We start from the raw sequence: 18217 nt of genomic DNA, 5'->3' as shown, positions 1-18217 counted from the left end.
CCTGCCCTGCCGGGGCCCGACAGGCCCGGGGTCGACGATCCCGGGCGCGGGCGTCGCATCGGCATCGACGTCGGCAGCGTGCGGATCGGGGTCGCGTCGTGCGACCCGGACTGCATCCTCGCGACGCCGGTGGAGACCGTTGCCCGGTCCAAGGAGAAGGGGCCCGACGCGCCGGACATCCGGCGGATTGTCGCGCTTGTCGAGGAGTACGAGGCCGTCGAGGTTATCGTCGGTCTGCCGCAGACCCTGCGCGGCGAACGCGGCAAGGCAGCGGCCCTCGCGTCCGCGTTCGCGCAGCGGTTACGTCGCAGCATCGCCCCGATCCCGGTGCGCATGGCCGACGAGCGGTTGACGACAGTCACCGCGTCGCGGGCACTGCGCGAGAGCGGAGTCCGGGCGAAGGGCCAGCGGCCGATGATCGATCAGGCAGCGGCGGTGGCGATCTTGCAGGGATGGTTGGACGAGCGGAGCAGAGCGGTGAACGTGACGGACTCGGACAGTAGTGGCCGACCCACGGAGGGCGGCCTGTGAACGATCATCGGCAGCCGCCGGGCCGTCCCGAGTTCGAGTCGACCCCCGGTTACGCGGGTGATCACGGCTACTACCAGCACAACCGATCCGCCGATCACGACCTCGGAGACGGGTACGGGTATCCGCCGGAACACGACCACGACGTCTACGACCCCCGGGGTTACGACACCCAGGGGTACGAGGTCGAGGACTACCAATCCCCGGACTATCAATCCCAGGACTACGACCCCCACGGGTATGCGCCCCAGGGTTACGAGAACCGGGATCACGACGACGAGTACGGCTACGAACCGGAGTACGACGAGTACGAGTACTCCGACGCGCGCCGACGGGCCCTGCCGACCGCAGTGGGTGCCCAGCCGCTGAGCCGCGACGAGCGGCGGCGCATGAACGAGCTGGCCCGTCGCAAGCGGCGTGGCCGAGTCATCGGCGTCCTGGCCGGTGCGGTCCTCCTCGGCGGAATGGGCGCCGCCGCCGTCGCCGTGTACGACCAGATCAGCGGTCGCGATGTCGCCGACTACGCGGGCCCCGGCGGCCCCGAGGTGGTCGTGCAGGTGCACTCCGGCGACACCGCGGAGCAGATCGCGAACGAGATGGCCGCCAAGGACGTCGTCAAGAGCGAGGCCGCGTTCTACCGCGCCGCGCTCCGCAACGACGCCATGAATTCGCTGCAGCCCGGCTACTACTCGGTCGCCACCCAGATCTCGGGCAGCGACGCCGTGTCGGCGCTGGTGTCGCCGGACGCCCGTGTCGGCGCGCTGGTGATTTCCGAGGGCCGTCAACTCCACGACACCCGGGACGTGCAGACCGGTGCGGTCAAGAAGGGCATCTACACCCTGATCGCGGAGGCAAGCTGTGTCGGACCGGCCGATACGCAGAAGTGCATCACCTACGACCAGCTCAACCAGGCCGGCGCCGGCGCCGACCTCGCCGCGCTCGGGGTGCCGGACTGGGCGCGCACACAGGTTGCCAACGTCCCGGACCGGGACCGCCAGCTCGAGGGGCTGATCGCCGCCGGCAGCTGGGATTTCGATCCCACCGAGACTCCGGTGGAGATCCTGCAGCAGCTCGTGAGTGCCAGCGCCGAGAGCTACGAGGCGACCGGGCTCGAGACCGCCGGGGCGAAAGTCGGGCTGGGCCCGTACCAGATGCTCATCGTCGCGTCGCTCGTCGAACGTGAGGGACTGCCCGGGGACTTCGACAAGGTCGCGCGGGTGGTGGTCAACCGTCTCGCGGTGGACCAGCCGCTCCAGTTCGACTCGACCGTGAACTACGCCCTCGACACCACCGAGGTCGCCACCACCGATGAGGACCGCGCCCGGGTCACCCCGTGGAACACGTACGCGATGCCGGGCCTGCCGGCCACGCCGATCTCGTCGCCGAGCATCAATGCGCTTCGCGCGACCGAGAATCCGGCCCCGGGTGACTACCTGTACTTCGTGACGATCGACAAGAAGGGCACCACGCTCTTCACCCGTAACTACGACGAGCATCTCGCGAACATCCTGCTGGCTCAGCAGAGCGGCATCCTCGACAGTGGAAGGTGATCGACGTGTCGGCGCGTAAGGCGGCGGTTCTGGGCAGTCCGATCTCGCACTCGAAGTCCCCGCAACTCCACCTGGCGGCCTATCAGGCGTTGGGGCTGACGGAGTGGACGTACGAGCGGATCGAGTGCACGGGTGACGAGTTGCCCGGTCTGGTGTCCGGGCTCGGGCCCGAGTGGGTCGGGCTGTCGGTGACGATGCCCGGCAAGGTCGCGGCGCTCGAGTTCGCGACCGAGCGCACCGAGCGGGCCGTGACGATCGGGTCGGCCAACACCCTCGTCCGCCTCGACGACGGTTGGCGGGCCGACTGCACCGACGTCGACGGCGTCCGCGGCGCCCTCGTCGACGGTGGCGTCGGCGACCTCGCCGGAGCCTCGGCCGTCGTGGTCGGCGCCGGCGGGACCGCCCGCCCGGCCCTCGTCGCGCTCGCCGACATGGGGGTGGCGTCGGTGACCGTCGTCGCGCGTGACGCCGCCCGCGCTCGGCCCACCCTCGAGTGCGCGGAGGCGGTGGGGCTGTCCGTGCGGCACGTGACGTTCGACAGCGACCGACTCGGCGACCTGTGCGCCGACTCCGGCGCGCTCGTCAGCACCGTCCCCGCGTCGGGCGCCGCGCCGTACGCCGACGTGATCGGCCGGGCCCGGTTCGTCCTCGACGCCATCTACGATCCGTGGCCGACGCCGCTCGCCGAGGCGGTCGAGCGCGCCGGTGGCACCGTCGTCGGGGGCCTGGCGATGCTGCTCAATCAGGCGTTCGGCCAGGTCGAACAGTTCACCGGTCTGCCGGCGCCGCGCGAAGCCATGGCGGCCGCGATCCGCTAGTCGCCGGGCGCCTGTCCACAGCCGCGCATTCATCCACAGACTTGTTCTCCGAGGCAGCCGGCGGCACAGTCCCGTCCGGACGGTGGACCATCCTCACGGCATGTGGTGGATCGTCGTGGGTGGGCTCGTCGGTGCCGTGACCGGCTGCGGAACCCGTCGGATGCTGGGCGGGTTCACGCGGGACGCTCCGATCCCGCTCGGCTGGTGCGAGGCCGCGTGCGCCGCCGGGTTCGCGGCCGTCACGCTGCGGGTGGGCTGGTCGCCGGCGCTGGTGCCCGCGTTCGCGTTGGTCTGGTGGATGCTCGCGGCGAGCGTCGTGGACCTGCGGGTGCGGCGGCTGCCGAATGCGCTCACCCTCCTGGGTGGCGCGGCGATCGTCGGCTTCGCGCTGGGGGCGGGGGAGATGCGCGGCGCGGTGGCCGGTGCCCTGATGCTGGCCGGTTCCTATCTGGTGCTGCACCTCGTCGCACCGTCCGGGATGGGCGCGGGCGACGTGAAACTCGCGATCGGTCTGGGGGCGGTGACCGGGATGGCGGGCGCGTCGGCTTGGCTGCTCGCGGCGGCGCTGGCGCCGGTACTCAGCGCGCTGGTCGGCGTCGCGCGGCGTCGCGCCGGCGACACGATCGCGCACGGTCCGTCGATGTGCGCGGCGACGGCGGTGGCCCTGTGGTGCCTGTGACGGGAGCGACGGCACGGCCGGGACCGGCCCACTGTCGAAGCGGGTGCTACGGACGTGGAAAGATGCTGGATGTGTTGCGCTGGATAACTGCTGGAGAGTCCCATGGTCCCGCCCTCGTAGCCATGCTCGAGGGGATGGTCGCCGGCGTCGAGGTGACGTCCGACGACATCGCGGCGCAGCTTGCGCGCCGCCGCCTCGGCTACGGCCGCGGCGCCCGCATGAAGTTCGAGGCCGACAAGGTCACGATCATCGGCGGCGTCCGCCACGGTCGCACCCTCGGTGGCCCGATCGCCGTCGAGGTCGGCAACACCGAATGGCCCAAGTGGGAGACCATCATGTCCGCCGACCCGGTGGACGAGGCCGAGCTCGCCGGTCAGGCGCGCAACGCGCCGCTCACCCGGCCGCGTCCCGGCCACGCCGACTACTCGGGCATGCTCAAGTACGGGTTCGACGACGCCCGCCCGGTCCTCGAGCGCGCCAGCGCCCGCGAGACCGCGGCCCGTGTCGCCGCCGGTACCGTCGCCCGCCAGTTCCTGCGTCAGCTCTTCGGCGTCGAGGTCCTCTCGCACGTCATCTCGATCGGCGCGTCCGATCCGTACGTCGGCCCGGGCCCCGAGGCCGGCGACCTCGAGGCGATCGACGCCAGCCCGGTGCGGGCTTTCGGCGAGGACGCCGAGAAGTCGATGATCGACGAGATCGAGGCCGCGAAGAAGGACGGCGACACCCTCGGTGGCGTCGTCGAGGTGATCGTCCACGGGTTGCCCGTCGGACTCGGCTCCTTCATCAGCGGCGCCGACCGCCTCGACTCCAAGCTCGCCGCCGCGCTCATGGGCATCCAGGCGATCAAGGGTGTCGAGGTCGGCGACGGCTTCGAGACCGCCCGCCGCCGCGGCAGCGCCGCGCACGACGAGATGCGTCCCGGACCCGACGGCGTCCTCCGCTCGACCAACCGCGCGGGCGGCCTCGAGGGCGGCATGACGAACGGCGAGGCCCTGCGGGTGCGTGCCGCGATGAAGCCGATCTCCACCGTCCCGCGGGCGCTGTCGACCATCGACATGGCGACCGGTGAGGAAGCGGTCGCGATCCACCAGCGTTCCGACGTGTGCGCGGTCCCCGCGGCCGGTGTCGTCGCGGAGGCGATGGTCGCGCTCGTCGTCGCGCAGGCGGCGCTGGACAAGTTCGGTGGCGACTCGATCGCCGAGACCCGCTCGAATTTCCAGCGCTACGTCGACGGCATCGCGGCGCGTCCGCCGCGGTGATCGGATGACACCGCGCGCAGTCCTGATCGGGCCGCCGGGCGCGGGCAAGTCGACCATCGGCCGACGGCTCGCGCAGGCGCTCGATCTCGAGCTGCTCGACACCGACGTCGAGATCGAACGCCGGACCGGCCGCACCATCCCGGAGATCTTCGCCGCGGACGGGGAACCGTACTTCCGGGAGATCGAGGAGCAGGTGGTCGCGGAGGCGCTCGAGTCGCACGACGGGATCCTGTCCCTCGGCGGCGGTGCGATCCTCTCCGAACGCACCCGTTCCCGACTGGCCGGGCATACCGTGGTGTATCTGGAGATCAGCGTCGCCGAGGGTCTCAAGCGGACCGGCGCCACTTCCGGACGGCCGCTGCTGACCGGCGGCGATCCGAAGGCGAAGTACCACGCGCTGATGCGCCGTCGACGGCCGTTGTATCGGCAGGTGGCGACCATCCGGGTGCGTACCGACAGCCGGAGCCCGAGCCGGGTGGTCCAGCAGTTGGTGACCAAGTTGACCGACGGGTCCGTGCCGGACGCTCCGGCGATGGACGACCTGGCAAGAGACGACACAGAAGCGGAGCAGTAGAGAAGTGACCGAACCGGTACGCGTCGAGGTGGCAACGGCCGATCCCTACCCGGTGATCATCGGGCGGGGTCTGCTCGGTGAGCTCGTCGAGGAACTCGAGGGCACCCGCACGGTGGCGATCTTCCACCAGCCGCCGCTCGCCGAGACCGCGGAAGCGGTGCGATCGGCTCTGGCGGAGAAGGGAATCGATGCACACCGCATCGAGATCCCGGACGCCGAGGAAGGCAAGGATCTCGCGGTCGCGGGCTTCTGCTGGGAGGTGCTCGGCCGCATCGGACTGACGCGCAGCGACGCGATCGTCAGCCTCGGTGGCGGCGCGGCGACCGATCTCGCGGGATTCGTCGCGGCCACGTGGATGCGCGGCGTGCGCATCGTGCACGTGCCGACGACGCTGCTGGCGATGGTCGATGCCGCGGTGGGCGGCAAGACCGGCATCAACACCGAGGCCGGCAAGAACCTGGTCGGCTCGTTCCACGAGCCGTCGGCGGTGCTGATCGACCTGGCGACGCTCGAGACGGTGCCGCGCAACGAGATCGTCGCGGGCATGGCGGAGGTCATCAAGACCGGCTTCATCGCCGACCCGGTGATCCTGGACCTCATCGAGGCCGATCCGGAGGCCGCCCTCGACCCGGCCGGGACGGTGCTGCCCGAACTGATCCGTCGCTCCGTCGAGGTGAAGGCGAAGGTCGTCGCCGCGGACCTCAAGGAGTCGAGCCTGCGCGAGATCCTCAACTACGGGCACACCCTCGGCCACGCGATCGAGCGGCGTGAGCGCTACCGCTGGCGTCACGGCGCCGCGGTGTCCGTCGGCCTCGTGTATGCCGCGGAACTCGGTCGCCTGGCGGGTCGTCTCGACGACGCCACCGCCGACCGGCACCGGTCGATCCTCGAGCTGGTCGGCCTGCCCACCACGTACGACGGGGACGCGTTCGCCGACCTGCTGAAGGGCATGCAGACCGACAAGAAGAACCGCGCCGGTCTGCTGCGCTTCGTCGTGCTCGACGGTCTGGCCAAGCCGGGCCGGCTCGAGGGCCCGGATCCGTCGCTGCTCGTCGCCGCCTACGGCGCGATCGCGCGCGACGCGAGCCCCAGCGGCGGGACGGTGCTGCTGTGAGGGTTCAGGTCGTCAACGGACCCAACCTGGGTCGGCTCGGCAAGCGTCAGCCGGAGGTCTACGGCTCCACCACGCACGACGACCTCGTCGCGTTGTGCGAGCGGACCGCGAAGGACCTCGGGATCGAGGTCGTCGTCCGGCAGTCGGACAGCGAGGGCGAGATCCTGGGCTGGATCCACGACGCGGCCGACGCGGGTGACCCGGTCATCCTCAACGCGGGCGGCCTGACCCACACGTCGGTCGTCCTGCGCGACGCGTGCGCCGAGCTGACCGCCGGTCTGGTGGAGTTGCACATCTCGAACGTCCACGCGCGTGAGGAGTTCCGCCACCACTCGTACCTGAGCGCGGTGGCGACGGGCTCGATCGTCGGACTGGGCGTCGCCGGCTACGCCCTCGCCCTGCGCTTCCTCGCGGAGCGAGGGTAGGGGCGCAGTCCGGCGGAGCGAGGGTAGGGCCACGGACGGACCTCCCTGACACGAACAGCGAAGGGGCCGAGGCGGATTCACCGCCTCGGCCCCTTCCTCGTGTTCGTTCTACTGTTCGGCGCGATGTGCGCCGTCGGGCTTCGCGTCCGGTTGGATCCGCGTGAACACCTCGGTATCGGTGTTGTCCGAGTTGTCGCCGTTGTCGGCGCCGTGTCCGTGTTCGTACGACCATTCGCTGCCGGCGTAGGACTCGGCGGCCTGTTCCTCGACTTCGAGGTCGGCCTCGTGCGGGTACGCGACGTGGTCCTCGGCGCTGCGCGAGGCCCCGCGGCCGGCGAGGAAGCGCCCGAGGGCGACCGCGATCGTCGCGGGGACGAAGACGAGAAGGACGGTGAACGCCGCGCCTGACGTCACCTCGAAGAACAGTCCGCCGTTGGTGATCGCGATGTCGAAGAGGATGCCGACGAGCCAGGACGCTGCACCGGCGAGGATGCCGGCGACGAATGCGGCCTTGAGCCACATCATCGTCAGGTCGGCTCCGTCGTCCGGGTCTGGGTGGGCGCGCCGGTCCCGTAGTCCGTCGAGCGCTCCCCACAGGAATGCCGCGAGGATCACGAGGATCAGCGAGAACCAGCGCATGATGCTGCCCTGCTGGGGCCACTGCGTCACCGCAGCCCCCAGGAAAGTGCGCACCACGACGTGTACCAATGCGAGACCGAGACCACGTACGACCCACCCATTCATGTGACACAGGGTAACCAGCAGGATTCCGGGCTTGTGTCCTAACCCACACAAACGGCCCGGAGAGGCGTCGGACACGTTTTCCGTCCGGGTGGGGCGACACGGATCGCGGGCTGTGTCCGGGCCGGGAGCGACCGGTAGTTTCGAGGTATGTCGATCGATCCGGTGACCGCTCCGACCGCCGCCCGACGGGCGAATCTGCGCGCGCTCCTTCGTGAACGTGGCCTCGACGCCCTGTTGGTGACCGATCTGCTCAACATTCGCTACCTCACCGGGTTCACCGGATCGAACGCCGCGCTCCTGGTGTCCGCGACCGACGACGCCGGTGCCGAGGACCGCACCGTGATCTGCACCGACGGCCGCTATCTGGTCCAGGTTGCCGAGCAGGTGCCGGACCTGCGGGCGGAGATCGCGCGCTCGAGTGCGCCGCGACTACTCGAACTCGCGGTCGCGTGGGGCGCCGCCAAGCTGGGATTCGAGAGCCACGTCGTGACGTTCGACCAGCACGCGGCGTTGTCGGACGCGGCGCCCGGCATCGACTTCGTGCGGGCGCCGGGGCTGGTCGAGCAGCTGCGTGCGGTCAAGGACGAGGGCGAGGTCGCGTTGCTCCGTCGCGCGTGTGCCGCGGCCGACGCCGCGCTCGCGGCGTTGATCGAGCGCGGCGGGCTCCGTCCGGGGCGCACCGAACGCGAGGTGGGTCGCGACTTGGAATGGCTGATGTTCGAGCACGGCGCGGACGGCATCTCGTTCGAGACGATCGTCGCGGCGGGCGCCAACTCCGCTGTGCCGCACCATCGCCCGACCGGCGCAGTGCTGAGGTCCGGTGACCTCGTCAAGCTGGACTTCGGTGCGCAGATCGGTGGCTACCACTCGGACATGACGCGCACCTACGTCCTGGACACCGTGGCGCAGTGGCAGCGCGACCTCTACGACCTGGTGTCGCGGGCGCAGGCCGCCGGCCGCGCCGCACTCGAACCGGGGGCGGTGGTCGGTTCGGTGGATGCGGCGGCGCGTTCGGTGATCGAAGACGCCGGATACGGCGACCTGTTCCTGCACGGACTCGGGCACGGAGTCGGGCTCGAGATCCACGAAGCGCCCGGGATCGGCAAGCTCGGCACCGGTACACTGCTACGCGGTGCGGTGGTGACCGTCGAGCCGGGTGTGTACTTCTCCGGGCGCGGTGGCGTCAGGATCGAGGACACGCTCGTCGTGCGCGAGCAGGAGCCCGAACTCCTCACTCTCACCAGCAAGGACCTCACGATCGTCTGAAGGAGACGCGAAACCAAGTGGCAGATACCAGTGATTTCAAGAACGGACTCGTGCTGAAGATCGAGGGCCAGCTGTGGCAGATCCTCGAGTTCCAGCACGTCAAGCCCGGTAAGGGTCCGGCCTTCGTGCGCACGAAGATCAAGAACGTGCTCTCCGGCAAGACCGTCGACAAGACCTGGAACGCCGGCGTCAAGGTCGAGACCGCCACGGTCGACCGTCGCGACATGACCTACCTGTACCACGACGGTAGCGACTTCATCTTCATGGACGGCGAGACCTACGACCAGCTGTCGATCAGCGAGGACACCGTCGGCGACGGCGCGCGCTTCCTGCTCGAGAACATGCAGGTCCAGGTCGCCACGCACGAGGGCGCCCCGCTGTTCGTCGAGCTCCCCGTCACCGTCGAGCTCGAGGTCAAGCACACCGATCCGGGTCTGCAGGGCGACCGCTCCACCGGCGGCACCAAGCCGGCGACGCTGGAGACGGGTGCCGAGATCCAGGTCCCGCTGTTCATCAACATCGGCGACAAGCTCAAGGTCGACTCGCGTGACGGCAACTACCTCGGGCGTGTGAATTCCTGAGTGTCGGGCACGCATAAGAAACTCGGAGCACGTCACAAGGCCCGCAAGCGGGCCGTCGACTTCCTGTTCGAGGCCGAGGCGCGTGACGTCGACCCGGTCGATCTCGCCGACGAGCGCTCCCAGCTCGCCGGGCGCGACGACTCCGTCGCGCCGGTCGCCCCGTACACGGCGACGGTCGTGGAGGGCGTCGCCGAGAACCTGGATCGCATCGACCAGGTGATCGAGTCCCACCTGCAGGACTGGACCCTGGACCGGCTGCCGGCGGTGGATCGCGCGATCCTGCGCATCGCCGTCTGGGAGCTGTTCCACGCGACCGACGTCCCGCCGGTGGTGGCCGTCGACGAGGCCGTCGAACTGGCCAAGGAACTGTCCACCGACGACTCGCCGGGCTTCGTGAACGGTGTGCTGGGGCAGGTCGTCCTGGTGGCCCCGCAGGTGCGGGCCGCCGCGGCCGCGACCTCGCAGCGCGCGAAGTCGGACGACGCCGCCGACGGTGCTGGATTTGTCGGCACCGCCGACGGCGAAGATTCCGAGTCCTGAAGTGATCCTGCTGCCGCCCACCCCGTATAGGGGTGGGCGGCAGCATGTTCTGGTCGCCTTCCGGACTCGACCTACCCGGAGTCTGGCGCAAAGCCGGCCGCTGATAGGCTGACCCGCGTCAGACATCCTTTAACGATCCGTCCAGAGAGGCGGAGAAGGAGGTCGCTGAATGCGTATGCCCGAAGGGCCCTCATCCGGTCTTCCCGCGAACGCTCGCGAACTGCTGTCCCCGGCCGACGTCGGCAGGACCATCGCCCGTATCGCCCATCAGATCATCGAGAAGACTGCTCTCGACGCCACGGACGGCTCCGCCCCGCGCGTCGTCCTGATCGGAATTCCCACCCGCGGCACGACGCTCGCCACCCGCCTCGCCGACAAGATCGAGGAGTTCGCGGGTGTCCGCCCGCCGGTCGGTTCGCTCGACATCACGCTCTACCGTGACGATCTGCGCACCAAGCCGCACCGGCCGCTCGAGCGCACGTCCGTGCCCGAGGGCGGCGTCGACAACGCACTCGTCGTCCTCGTCGACGACGTCCTGTTCTCCGGCCGCACGGTCCGCTCCGCGCTCGACGCGCTGCGTGACCTCGGCCGCCCGCGCGCGGTCCAGTTGGCGGTCCTCGTCGACCGGGGTCACCGTGAGCTGCCGCTGCGCGCCGACTACGTAGGCAAGAACGTGCCCACCGCACGCACCGAGGATGTCGCCGTGCTGCTGGCCGAGCACGACGGCAAGGACGGCGTCGTGTTGTCGAGCGGGCACGCAGAGGAGAACGAGAAGTGAAGCACCTGCTCTCCATCGCGGACCTGAACCGGGATTCCGCGACCGAGCTACTCGACGAGGCCGAGCGCTTCGAGCAGGCCCTGCTCGGCCGCGAGGTCAAGAAGCTGCCGACGTTGCGCGGCCGGACCGTGATGACCGTCTTCTTCGAGAACTCCACCCGCACCCGGGTGTCGTTCGAGGTGGCCGGCAAGTGGATGAGCGCGGACGTGATCAACGTCAGCGCGTCCAGCTCGTCGGTGTCGAAGGGCGAGTCGCTGCGGGACACCGCCATGACCCTGCGCGCTGCCGGCGCCGACGCGCTGATCGTGCGGCATCCGGCTTCCGGCGCGGCGCACCAGATCGCGCAGTGGACCGGCGCCGCGGCGGACGGCGGCCCGTCGATCATCAACGCCGGTGACGGCACCCACGAGCACCCCACGCAGGCGCTGCTCGACGCGCTGACGCTGCGTCAGCGTCTCGGCGACATCGAGGGCCGACGCATCGTGATCGTCGGCGACATCCTGCACAGCCGGGTGGCGCGTTCGAACGCCCTGCTGCTGTCGATGCTCGGCGCCGAGGTGGTCCTCGTGGCCCCGCGCACGCTGCTGCCCGCCGGGGTGGAGACGTGGCCGGTGCGGGTCTCGCACTCGCTCGACGCCGAACTGCCCGGCGCGGACGCGGTGCTGATGCTGCGCGTGCAGGCCGAGCGGATGAACGGCGGGTTCTTCCCGTCGCCGCGCGAGTACTCGATCACCTACGGCCTGTCCGAGAAGCGTCTGGGGCTGCTGGCCGACCACTCGGTGGTTCTGCACCCGGGCCCGATGCTGCGCGGCATGGAGATCGCGTCGTCGGTCGCGGATTCACCGAAAGCCGCTGTGCTGCAGCAGGTCACGAACGGCGTCCACGTCCGGATGGCCGTGCTGTTCCGGCTGCTGGTGGGAACGGAAGAGGTCGCGTGAGCGACCTGAACACAACGAGAAACGAGAAGGTGACGCCGGAGATGTCCGCAAGCAGGAACGTGCTGATCAGAAACGTTCTGGTGTACGGCGAGGGTGAGCCGACCGACCTGCTGCTGGGCGACGGCCAGATCCTCGAGATCGGCAGCGGGCTCGCCGCGGGAGACGACGTCGAGGTCATCGACGGTGCGGGCCAGATTCTGTTGCCCGGTTTCGTCGACATGCACACGCACCTGCGTGAGCCGGGTCGCGAGGACACCGAGACCATCGACACCGGCTCGGCGGCCGCCGCGCTCGGCGGCTACACCGCGGTGTTCGCGATGGCCAACACCAGCCCGGTCGCCGACTCGGCCGTCATCACCGATCACGTGTGGCGCCGCGGCCAGGAGGTCGGCCTCGTCGACGTGCATCCGGTCGGCGCGGTCACGGTGGGGCTCGAGGGCAAGCAGCTCGCCGAGATGGCGACGATGGCCGCCGGTGTCGGCAAGGTGAAGCTGTTCTCCGACGACGGTCACTGCGTCGCCGACCCGCTGATCATGCGCCGTGCGCTCGAGTACTCGGCGTCGCTCGGTGTCCTGATCGCGCAGCACGCGGAGGAGCCGCGCCTGACGGTCGGGTCGGTCGCGCACGAGGGCCCGACCGCGGCGCGTCTCGGCCTGACCGGCTGGCCGCGCGCTGCCGAGGAATCGATCGTGGCCCGTGACGCCCTGCTGGCCCGCGACGCCGGTGCCCGCGTGCACATCTGCCACGCCTCGACGGCGGGGTCCGTCGAGCTCGTGAAGTGGGCGCGCGGCCAGGGCATCGCCATCACCGCCGAGGTCACCCCGCACCACCTGCTGCTCGACGACTCGCGCCTGGAGACGTACGACGCGGTCAACAAGGTGAACCCGCCGCTGCGTGAGGCGTCCGACGTCGCGGCGCTGCGCCGTGGACTGGCCGAGGGGATCATCGACTGCGTGGCCACCGATCACGCGCCGCACGCCGAACAGGACAAGTGCTGCGAGTTCTCGCAGGCTCGCCCCGGCATGCTCGGGCTCGAGACGGCGCTGTCGATCGTCGTGGAGACGATGGTCCGACCGGGTCTGCTCGACTGGCGCGGCGTGGCCCGCGTGATGAGCGAGCGCCCCGCCGAGATCGTCGGGCTGGACGACCAGGGTCGCCCGATCGAGGTGGGGGAGCCGGCGAACCTGGTGCTGGTCGACCCCGACACGGAGTGGACCGTGCACGGGCCGGAGTTGGCGAGCGTCGCGAACAACACCCCGTACGAGGCCATGACCCTGCCCGCGAAGGTGACCGCCACGGTGCTGCGCGGCCGCGTCACCGCCCGGGACGGGAAGGTCCGTCCCCTCGGAGAGGAGCGCTGACGATGGAGCGACTTCTGTGGGTCGTCGGCTGCATCGCGGTATGGGCACTGCTGGTGTTCCTGATGTACCGCGGGTGGAAGGGGCGCGCCGCGCGTCAGGCGGACCGGATCGGTGAGCTGCCGCAGGTTCCCGCGGATCTCGGTGACCAGCTGATCGCGCCGAGCACCGGCCTGTACGTGGGCAGCACGCTCGCCCCGAGCTGGCAGGACCGCGTCGCGGTGGGCGACATCGGGTACCGCGCGACCGGCGAGCTCAGCCGGTGGTCGCGCGGCATCCTCCTCGAACGCAACGGCGCCTCGGCGATCTGGATCCCGGACGAGTCGATCCGCGCGATCCGGACCGAACGCGGCCTGGCCGGAAAAGTGATGACGAAGGACGGAGTCCTGGTGATCCGGTGGGAGCTGCCCACCGGCACCGAGATCGATACGGGATTCCGCGGAGACGACAAGACGGTGTACCCGCAGTGGGTGCGCGATACAGACAGCACGGACAAGACAGACACAGCGAATGCGGCGGGCTCTGGTGAGGTCGAGCAGAACGGAGAAGACGCATGAGCGGCTTTGACACCAATACGGCGGTCCTGGTTCTCGAGGACGGCCGAGTCTTCCGGGGAACCACTTTCGGTGCCGTGGGGCAGACGCTCGGTGAGGCGGTCTTCAGCACCGGCATGACCGGCTACCAGGAGACCCTGACCGATCCCAGCTACCACCGTCAGATCGTGGTGTCGACGGCACCGCAGATCGGCAACACCGGCTGGAACGACGAGGACAACGAGTCCGTCGGCCCGACCGGCAAGTCGTCCGAGTCGAAGATCTGGGTTGCCGGCTACGTCGTGCGTGACCCCTCGCGTCGGACCTCCAGCTGGCGTGCCACCGGCTCGCTGCAGGACGAGCTCGAGCGTCAGGGCATCGTCGGTATCGCCGGCATCGACACCCGCGCACTGGTCCGCCACCTGCGTACCCGGGGTTCGATGCGCGCCGGCGTCTTCTCCGGCGATGCGCTCGCCGACGTCGACGTCCTGCTCGACCGGGTCAAGAGCCAGCCGACGATGCTCGGCGCCGACCTGGCCGGCGAGGTCTCCACCCCGAACGGCTACATCGTCGAGCCGGCCGGCGGCGAGGCCCGCTTCACCGTCGCGGCCATCGACCTCGGCATCAAGACCAACACGCCGCGGATGTTCGCCGAGCGCGGCATGCGGGTGCACGTGCTGCCTTCCACCGCGACGCTGCACGACATCCTCGACATCAAGGCCGACGGCGTCTTCCTGTCCAACGGCCCGGGCGACCCGGCCACCGCGGACGGCGCGGTCCACCTCACCAAGGAGGTGCTGGGCCAGGGGCTGCCGCTGTTCGGTATCTGCTTCGGCAACCAGATCCTCGGCCGGGCGCTGGGGATGAGCACCTACAAGATGAAGTTCGGCCACCGCGGCATCAACATCCCGGTCGTCGAGCACGACACCGGCCGCATCGCGATCACCGCGCAGAACCACGGCTTCGCGCTCGAGGGCGAGGCCGGCCAGGAGTTCGACACCCCGTTCGGCCGCGCCGTGGTCAGCCATACCTGCGCCAACGACGGCGCCGTCGAGGGCGTGCGCCTGCTCGACGGCTCGGCGTTCTCCGTGCAGTACCACCCCGAGGCCGCGGCCGGCCCGCACGACGCCGCGTACCTGTTCGACCGTTTCGCCAACCTGCTCGAGGGAGTCAAGAAGTAATGCCACGTCGTACAGATCTCGAGCACATCCTGGTGATCGGCTCCGGGCCGATCGTCATCGGACAGGCCTGCGAGTTCGACTACTCCGGCACACAGGCATGCCGCGTCCTCCGCGAGGAGGGCCTGCGCGTGAGCCTGGTCAACTCGAACCCGGCCACGATCATGACCGACCCCGAGTTCGCCGACTCCACCTACGTCGAGCCGATCACCGCCGACTTCGTCGAGAAGGTCATCGCCCGGGAAGCGGCGAAGGGCAACAAGATCGACGCGGTCCTGGCGACGCTCGGCGGTCAGACGGCCCTGAACACCGCCGTCGCGCTGCATGAGCAGGGCATCCTGGAGAAGTACGACGTCGAGCTCATCGGCGCCGACTTCGACGCGATCCAGCGCGGCGAGGACCGCCAGAAGTTCAAGGACATCGTCGAGAAGTGCGGTGGCGAGTCCGCGCGCTCGCGGGTCTGCTACACGATGGAAGAGGTCAAGGCCACGGTCGCCGAGCTCGGCTACCCCGTGGTCGTGCGCCCGTCCTTCACCATGGGCGGCCTGGGCTCGGGCATGGCCTACGACGAGGTGGACCTCGAGCGCATCGCCGGCGGCGGCCTGGCCGCGTCGCCCACCGCGAACGTCCTGATCGAGGAGTCCATCCTCGGCTGGAAGGAATACGAGCTCGAGCTGATGCGCGACGGCCGCGACAACGTCGTGATCGTCTGCTCGATCGAGAACGTCGACCCGGTCGGCGTCCACACCGGCGACTCGGTGACCGTGGCCCCGGCCATGACGCTCACCGACCGCGAGTACCAGGCGATGCGCGACCTCTCGATCGCGATCCTGCGCGAGGTCGGCGTCGACACCGGCGGCTGCAACATCCAGTTCGCGATGGACCCGACGGACGGCCGCCTGGTCGTCATCGAGATGAACCCGCGCGTGTCGCGCTCGTCGGCGCTGGCGTCGAAGGCGACCGGCTACCCGATCGCGAAGATGGCCGCCAAGCTGGCCATCGGCTACACGCTCGACGAGATCGTCAACGACATCACCAAGGAGACGCCGGCCTGCTTCGAGCCGACGCTCGACTACGTCGTCGTCAAGGCCCCGCGCTTCGCGTTCGAGAAGTTCCCCGGTGCCGACGGCACGCTGACCACCACGATGAAGTCGGTGGGCGAGGCCATGTCCATCGGCCGCAACTTCACCGAGGCGTTCGGTAAGGTCCTGCGCTCGCTCGAGACCAAGCGGGCCGGCTATTGGACCGGCCCCGAGGTCGAGGGCACGCTCGACGAGCTGCTCGAGGCGATCAAGGTCCCGACCGACGGTCGCATGTACCAGATCGCGCAGGCCTTCGAGCTGGGCGCTACGCTCGAGCAGCTGTTCGACGCCACCAAGATCGACCCGTGGTTCCTCGACCAGATGCAGCAGATCGTCGAGCTGGGGGACAAGGTGCGTTCGGCCGAGACCTTCGGCGAGACCGAACTGCGGTTCACCAAGCACCACGGCTTCTCCGATCGTCAGGTCGCGGCACTGCGCCCGCAGCAGTTCGCCGACGAGGACGCCGTCCGCGCCTACCGCGACGAGCTGAACGTGCACCCGGTCTACAAGACCGTCGACACGTGTGCCGCCGAGTTCGAGGCGAAGACCCCGTACCACTACTCGACCTACGAGCTCGATCCCGAGGCCGAGACCGAGGTCGCGCCGCAGGCCGAGCGCCCCAAGGTCCTGATCCTGGGTTCGGGTCCGAACCGTATCGGTCAGGGCATCGAGTTCGACTACTCGTGTGTCCACGCCGCGCAGACGCTGTCCGAGGCCGGCTACGAGACCGTCATGGTCAACTGCAACCCCGAGACCGTGTCGACCGACTACGACACCGCCGACCGCCTGTACTTCGAGCCGCTGACGTTCGAGGACGTGCTCGAGGTGTACCGCGCCGAGACCCTGTCCGGCACCGTCGCGGGCGTCATCGTCCAGCTCGGTGGCCAGACGCCGCTGGGCCTGGCCAAGCGCCTCAAGGCCGCCGGTGTCCCGATCGTCGGCACCAGCCCCGAGGCCATCGACCTGGCCGAGGACCGCGGCGAGTTCGGTCGTGTCCTCACCGAGGCCGGCCTGCCCGCGCCGAAGTTCGGCACCGCCACCACGTTTGAGGGTGCGCGCGACATCGCGTCCGGTATCGGTTACCCGGTGCTGGTGCGCCCGTCGTACGTGCTCGGCGGTCGCGGCATGGAGATCGTCTACGACGAGAAGGCGCTGGAGAACTACATCTCCCGGGCCACCGAGATCTCCGACGACCGGCCGGTGCTGGTCGACCGCTTCCTGGAGGACGCGGTGGAGATCGACGTCGACGCGCTGTGCGACGGCACCGAGGTGTACCTCGGCGGCGTGATGGAGCACATCGAGGAGGCCGGCATCCACTCCGGTGACTCGGCCTGTGCGCTGCCGCCGATCACCCTCGGCCGCGCCGACCTCGAGAACGTGCGCCGCTCCACGGAGGCGCTCGCGAAGGGCATCGGCGTGAAGGGCCTGCTCAACGTCCAGTACGCGCTCAAGGACGACATCCTGTACGTCCTCGAGGCCAACCCGCGCGCGTCGCGGACCGTGCCGTTCGTCTCGAAGGCCACCGCGGTGCAGCTGGCCAAGGCCTGCGCGCGGGTCATGTTGGGCGAGACGATCGCCGATCTGCGTGCGAGCGGCATCCTGCCGGCCGAGGGCGACGGCGGTCACGCTGCCATCGACGCACCGGTCGCGGTCAAGGAGGCGGTCCTGCCGTTCAACCGGTTCCGTCGCGCCGACGGCACCGGCATCGACACGCTGCTGAGCCCGGAGATGAAGTCCACCGGCGAGGTCATGGGCATCGACGCGGACTTCGGTACCGCCTTCGCCAAGAGCCAGACCGCGGCGTACGGCTCGCTGCCGACCAGCGGTTCGGTCTTCGTCTCGGTCGCCAACAAGGACAAGCGCTCGCTGATCTTCCCGGTCAAGCGGCTCGCGGACCTCGGCTTCCGGATCCTCGCCACCGAGGGCACCGCGGACGTCCTGCGCCGCAACGGCATCACCTGCGAAGAGGTCCACAAGCAGTCCGGTGAGGACCTGCCCGCGGGCGCCCGGACCATCGTCGACCAGATCAAGGACGGCGAGGTCGACATGGTGATCAACACCCCGTACGGCAACTCCGGCCCGCGCGTCGACGGCTACGAGATCCGCAGCGCCGCGGTGTCGAAGAGCGTTCCGTGCATCACCACCGTGCAGGGTGCCTCCGCGGCGGTGCAGGGCATCGAGGCCGCCATCCGTGGCGACATCGGCGTCCAGTCGCTGCAGGAGCTGCATTCGCGGCTGCGTGAATCCGGGGATTCCCAGCAGTGACCTCGGA

General features: G+C 69.7%; 18 protein-coding genes. 17 read left to right on the top strand and 1 reads right to left on the bottom strand.

The window, feature by feature from the left end:
• The first annotated feature begins 6 nt into the window (after nucleotides 1-6).
• From ruvX to aroQ, 8 genes are all read left to right on the top strand, one after another.
• Nucleotides 7-531 (top strand): Holliday junction resolvase RuvX, encoded by a 525-nt coding sequence (ruvX, locus tag EGT67_RS23285; RefSeq protein ID WP_127918535.1) that lies wholly within the window; start codon nucleotides 7-9, stop codon nucleotides 529-531.
• The gene (gene mltG / locus EGT67_RS23280) at nucleotides 528-2078 is read left to right on the top strand and encodes an endolytic transglycosylase MltG (RefSeq protein ID WP_127918476.1); all 1551 of its coding nucleotides are present in this window, start codon (nucleotides 528-530) and stop codon (nucleotides 2076-2078) included. Before ruvX ends, mltG begins: the two co-directional genes overlap by 4 nt.
• Nucleotides 2075-2896: a shikimate dehydrogenase gene (locus EGT67_RS23275; protein WP_127918475.1), complete on the top strand. Its 822-nt coding sequence runs from the start codon at nucleotides 2075-2077 to the stop codon at nucleotides 2894-2896. The genes mltG and EGT67_RS23275 overlap by 4 nt, the downstream gene beginning before the upstream one ends.
• Nucleotides 2897-2978: 82 nt before the next feature.
• Complete coding sequence (locus EGT67_RS23270) at nucleotides 2979-3575, top strand: prepilin peptidase (RefSeq protein ID WP_241566205.1); 597 nt, start codon at nucleotides 2979-2981, stop codon at nucleotides 3573-3575.
• Between the two features lie 71 nt (nucleotides 3576-3646).
• Nucleotides 3647-4834 (top strand): chorismate synthase, encoded by a 1188-nt coding sequence (aroC, locus tag EGT67_RS23265; RefSeq protein ID WP_277750175.1) that lies wholly within the window; start codon nucleotides 3647-3649, stop codon nucleotides 4832-4834.
• A gap of 4 nt (nucleotides 4835-4838) precedes the next feature.
• On the top strand, nucleotides 4839-5408 hold the full coding sequence (locus EGT67_RS23260) for a shikimate kinase (protein ID WP_127918473.1): 570 nt from the start codon (nucleotides 4839-4841) through the stop codon (nucleotides 5406-5408).
• Nucleotides 5409-5412: 4 nt separating this feature from the next.
• Nucleotides 5413-6522 carry a 3-dehydroquinate synthase gene (aroB, locus tag EGT67_RS23255; protein WP_127918472.1) on the top strand — a complete coding sequence of 370 codons (1110 nt, stop codon included), beginning with the start codon at nucleotides 5413-5415 and terminating at the stop codon, nucleotides 6520-6522.
• Nucleotides 6519-6947, top strand: coding sequence for a type II 3-dehydroquinate dehydratase (gene aroQ / locus EGT67_RS23250; RefSeq protein ID WP_127918471.1), 429 nt, complete (start codon nucleotides 6519-6521; stop codon nucleotides 6945-6947). Before aroB ends, aroQ begins: the two co-directional genes overlap by 4 nt.
• A 108-nt stretch (nucleotides 6948-7055) precedes the next feature.
• Here aroQ and EGT67_RS23245 read toward each other — a convergent pair whose 3' ends face one another.
• Nucleotides 7056-7691, bottom strand: coding sequence for a B-4DMT family transporter (locus EGT67_RS23245; protein WP_127918470.1), 636 nt, complete (start codon nucleotides 7689-7691; stop codon nucleotides 7056-7058).
• A 147-nt stretch (nucleotides 7692-7838) separates the two neighbouring features.
• Between EGT67_RS23245 and EGT67_RS23240 the strand changes: the two genes are divergently transcribed.
• The 9 genes from EGT67_RS23240 to carB all read left to right on the top strand — a co-directional run bounded on the left by EGT67_RS23240 (nucleotide 7839) and on the right by carB (nucleotide 18210).
• Nucleotides 7839-8957: a M24 family metallopeptidase gene (locus tag EGT67_RS23240; protein ID WP_127918469.1), complete on the top strand. Its 1119-nt coding sequence runs from the start codon at nucleotides 7839-7841 to the stop codon at nucleotides 8955-8957.
• A gap of 17 nt (nucleotides 8958-8974) precedes the next feature.
• On the top strand, nucleotides 8975-9538 hold the full coding sequence (efp, locus tag EGT67_RS23235) for an elongation factor P (RefSeq protein ID WP_127918468.1): 564 nt from the start codon (nucleotides 8975-8977) through the stop codon (nucleotides 9536-9538).
• The gene (gene nusB / locus EGT67_RS23230) at nucleotides 9539-10078 is read left to right on the top strand and encodes a transcription antitermination factor NusB (protein WP_127918467.1); all 540 of its coding nucleotides are present in this window, start codon (nucleotides 9539-9541) and stop codon (nucleotides 10076-10078) included.
• A 169-nt stretch (nucleotides 10079-10247) separates the two neighbouring features.
• On the top strand, nucleotides 10248-10856 hold the full coding sequence (pyrR, locus tag EGT67_RS23225) for a bifunctional pyr operon transcriptional regulator/uracil phosphoribosyltransferase PyrR (RefSeq protein WP_127918466.1): 609 nt from the start codon (nucleotides 10248-10250) through the stop codon (nucleotides 10854-10856).
• Nucleotides 10853-11794: an aspartate carbamoyltransferase catalytic subunit gene (locus EGT67_RS23220; protein ID WP_127918465.1), complete on the top strand. Its 942-nt coding sequence runs from the start codon at nucleotides 10853-10855 to the stop codon at nucleotides 11792-11794. The genes pyrR and EGT67_RS23220 overlap by 4 nt, the downstream gene beginning before the upstream one ends.
• Before the next feature lie 41 nt (nucleotides 11795-11835).
• Nucleotides 11836-13155 (top strand): dihydroorotase, encoded by a 1320-nt coding sequence (locus EGT67_RS23215; protein ID WP_127918464.1) that lies wholly within the window; start codon nucleotides 11836-11838, stop codon nucleotides 13153-13155.
• Nucleotides 13156-13157: 2 nt separating this feature from the next.
• A complete protein-coding gene (locus EGT67_RS23210) occupies nucleotides 13158-13709 on the top strand; it encodes a PH-like domain-containing protein (RefSeq protein WP_127918463.1) in 552 nt (183 codons plus the stop codon).
• Complete coding sequence (gene carA / locus EGT67_RS23205) at nucleotides 13706-14866, top strand: glutamine-hydrolyzing carbamoyl-phosphate synthase small subunit (protein ID WP_127918462.1); 1161 nt, start codon at nucleotides 13706-13708, stop codon at nucleotides 14864-14866. Before EGT67_RS23210 ends, carA begins: the two co-directional genes overlap by 4 nt.
• A complete protein-coding gene (gene carB / locus EGT67_RS23200) occupies nucleotides 14866-18210 on the top strand; it encodes a carbamoyl-phosphate synthase large subunit (protein ID WP_127918461.1) in 3345 nt (1114 codons plus the stop codon). Before carA ends, carB begins: the two co-directional genes overlap by 1 nt.
• Nucleotides 18211-18217 lie beyond the last annotated feature (7 nt).

It is taken from the genome of Prescottella agglutinans (assembly GCF_004011865.1).
Lineage (GTDB): Bacteria > Actinomycetota > Actinomycetes > Mycobacteriales > Mycobacteriaceae > Prescottella > Prescottella agglutinans.
Note: the sequence above shows the minus strand (reverse complement) of the source record. Positions and strands in the feature narration are given on the sequence as shown.

Bases quoted from the DNA above. Each gene is read 5' to 3' on its own strand.
- EGT67_RS23240 (WP_127918469.1), top strand. From the start codon at position 7,839: ATGTCGATCGATCCGGTGACCGCTCCGACCGCCGCCCGACGGGCGAAT.
- EGT67_RS23210 (WP_127918463.1), top strand. From the start codon at position 13,158: ATGGAGCGACTTCTGTGGGTCGTCGGCTGCATCGCGGTATGGGCACTG.
- EGT67_RS23245 (WP_127918470.1), bottom strand. From the start codon at position 7,691: ATGAATGGGTGGGTCGTACGTGGTCTCGGTCTCGCATTGGTACACGTC.
- carB (WP_127918461.1), top strand. From the start codon at position 14,866: ATGCCACGTCGTACAGATCTCGAGCACATCCTGGTGATCGGCTCCGGG.
- pyrR (WP_127918466.1), top strand. From the start codon at position 10,248: ATGCGTATGCCCGAAGGGCCCTCATCCGGTCTTCCCGCGAACGCTCGC.
- carA (WP_127918462.1), top strand. From the start codon at position 13,706: ATGAGCGGCTTTGACACCAATACGGCGGTCCTGGTTCTCGAGGACGGC.
- EGT67_RS23260 (WP_127918473.1), top strand. From the start codon at position 4,839: ATGACACCGCGCGCAGTCCTGATCGGGCCGCCGGGCGCGGGCAAGTCG.
- EGT67_RS23215 (WP_127918464.1), top strand. From the start codon at position 11,836: ATGTCCGCAAGCAGGAACGTGCTGATCAGAAACGTTCTGGTGTACGGC.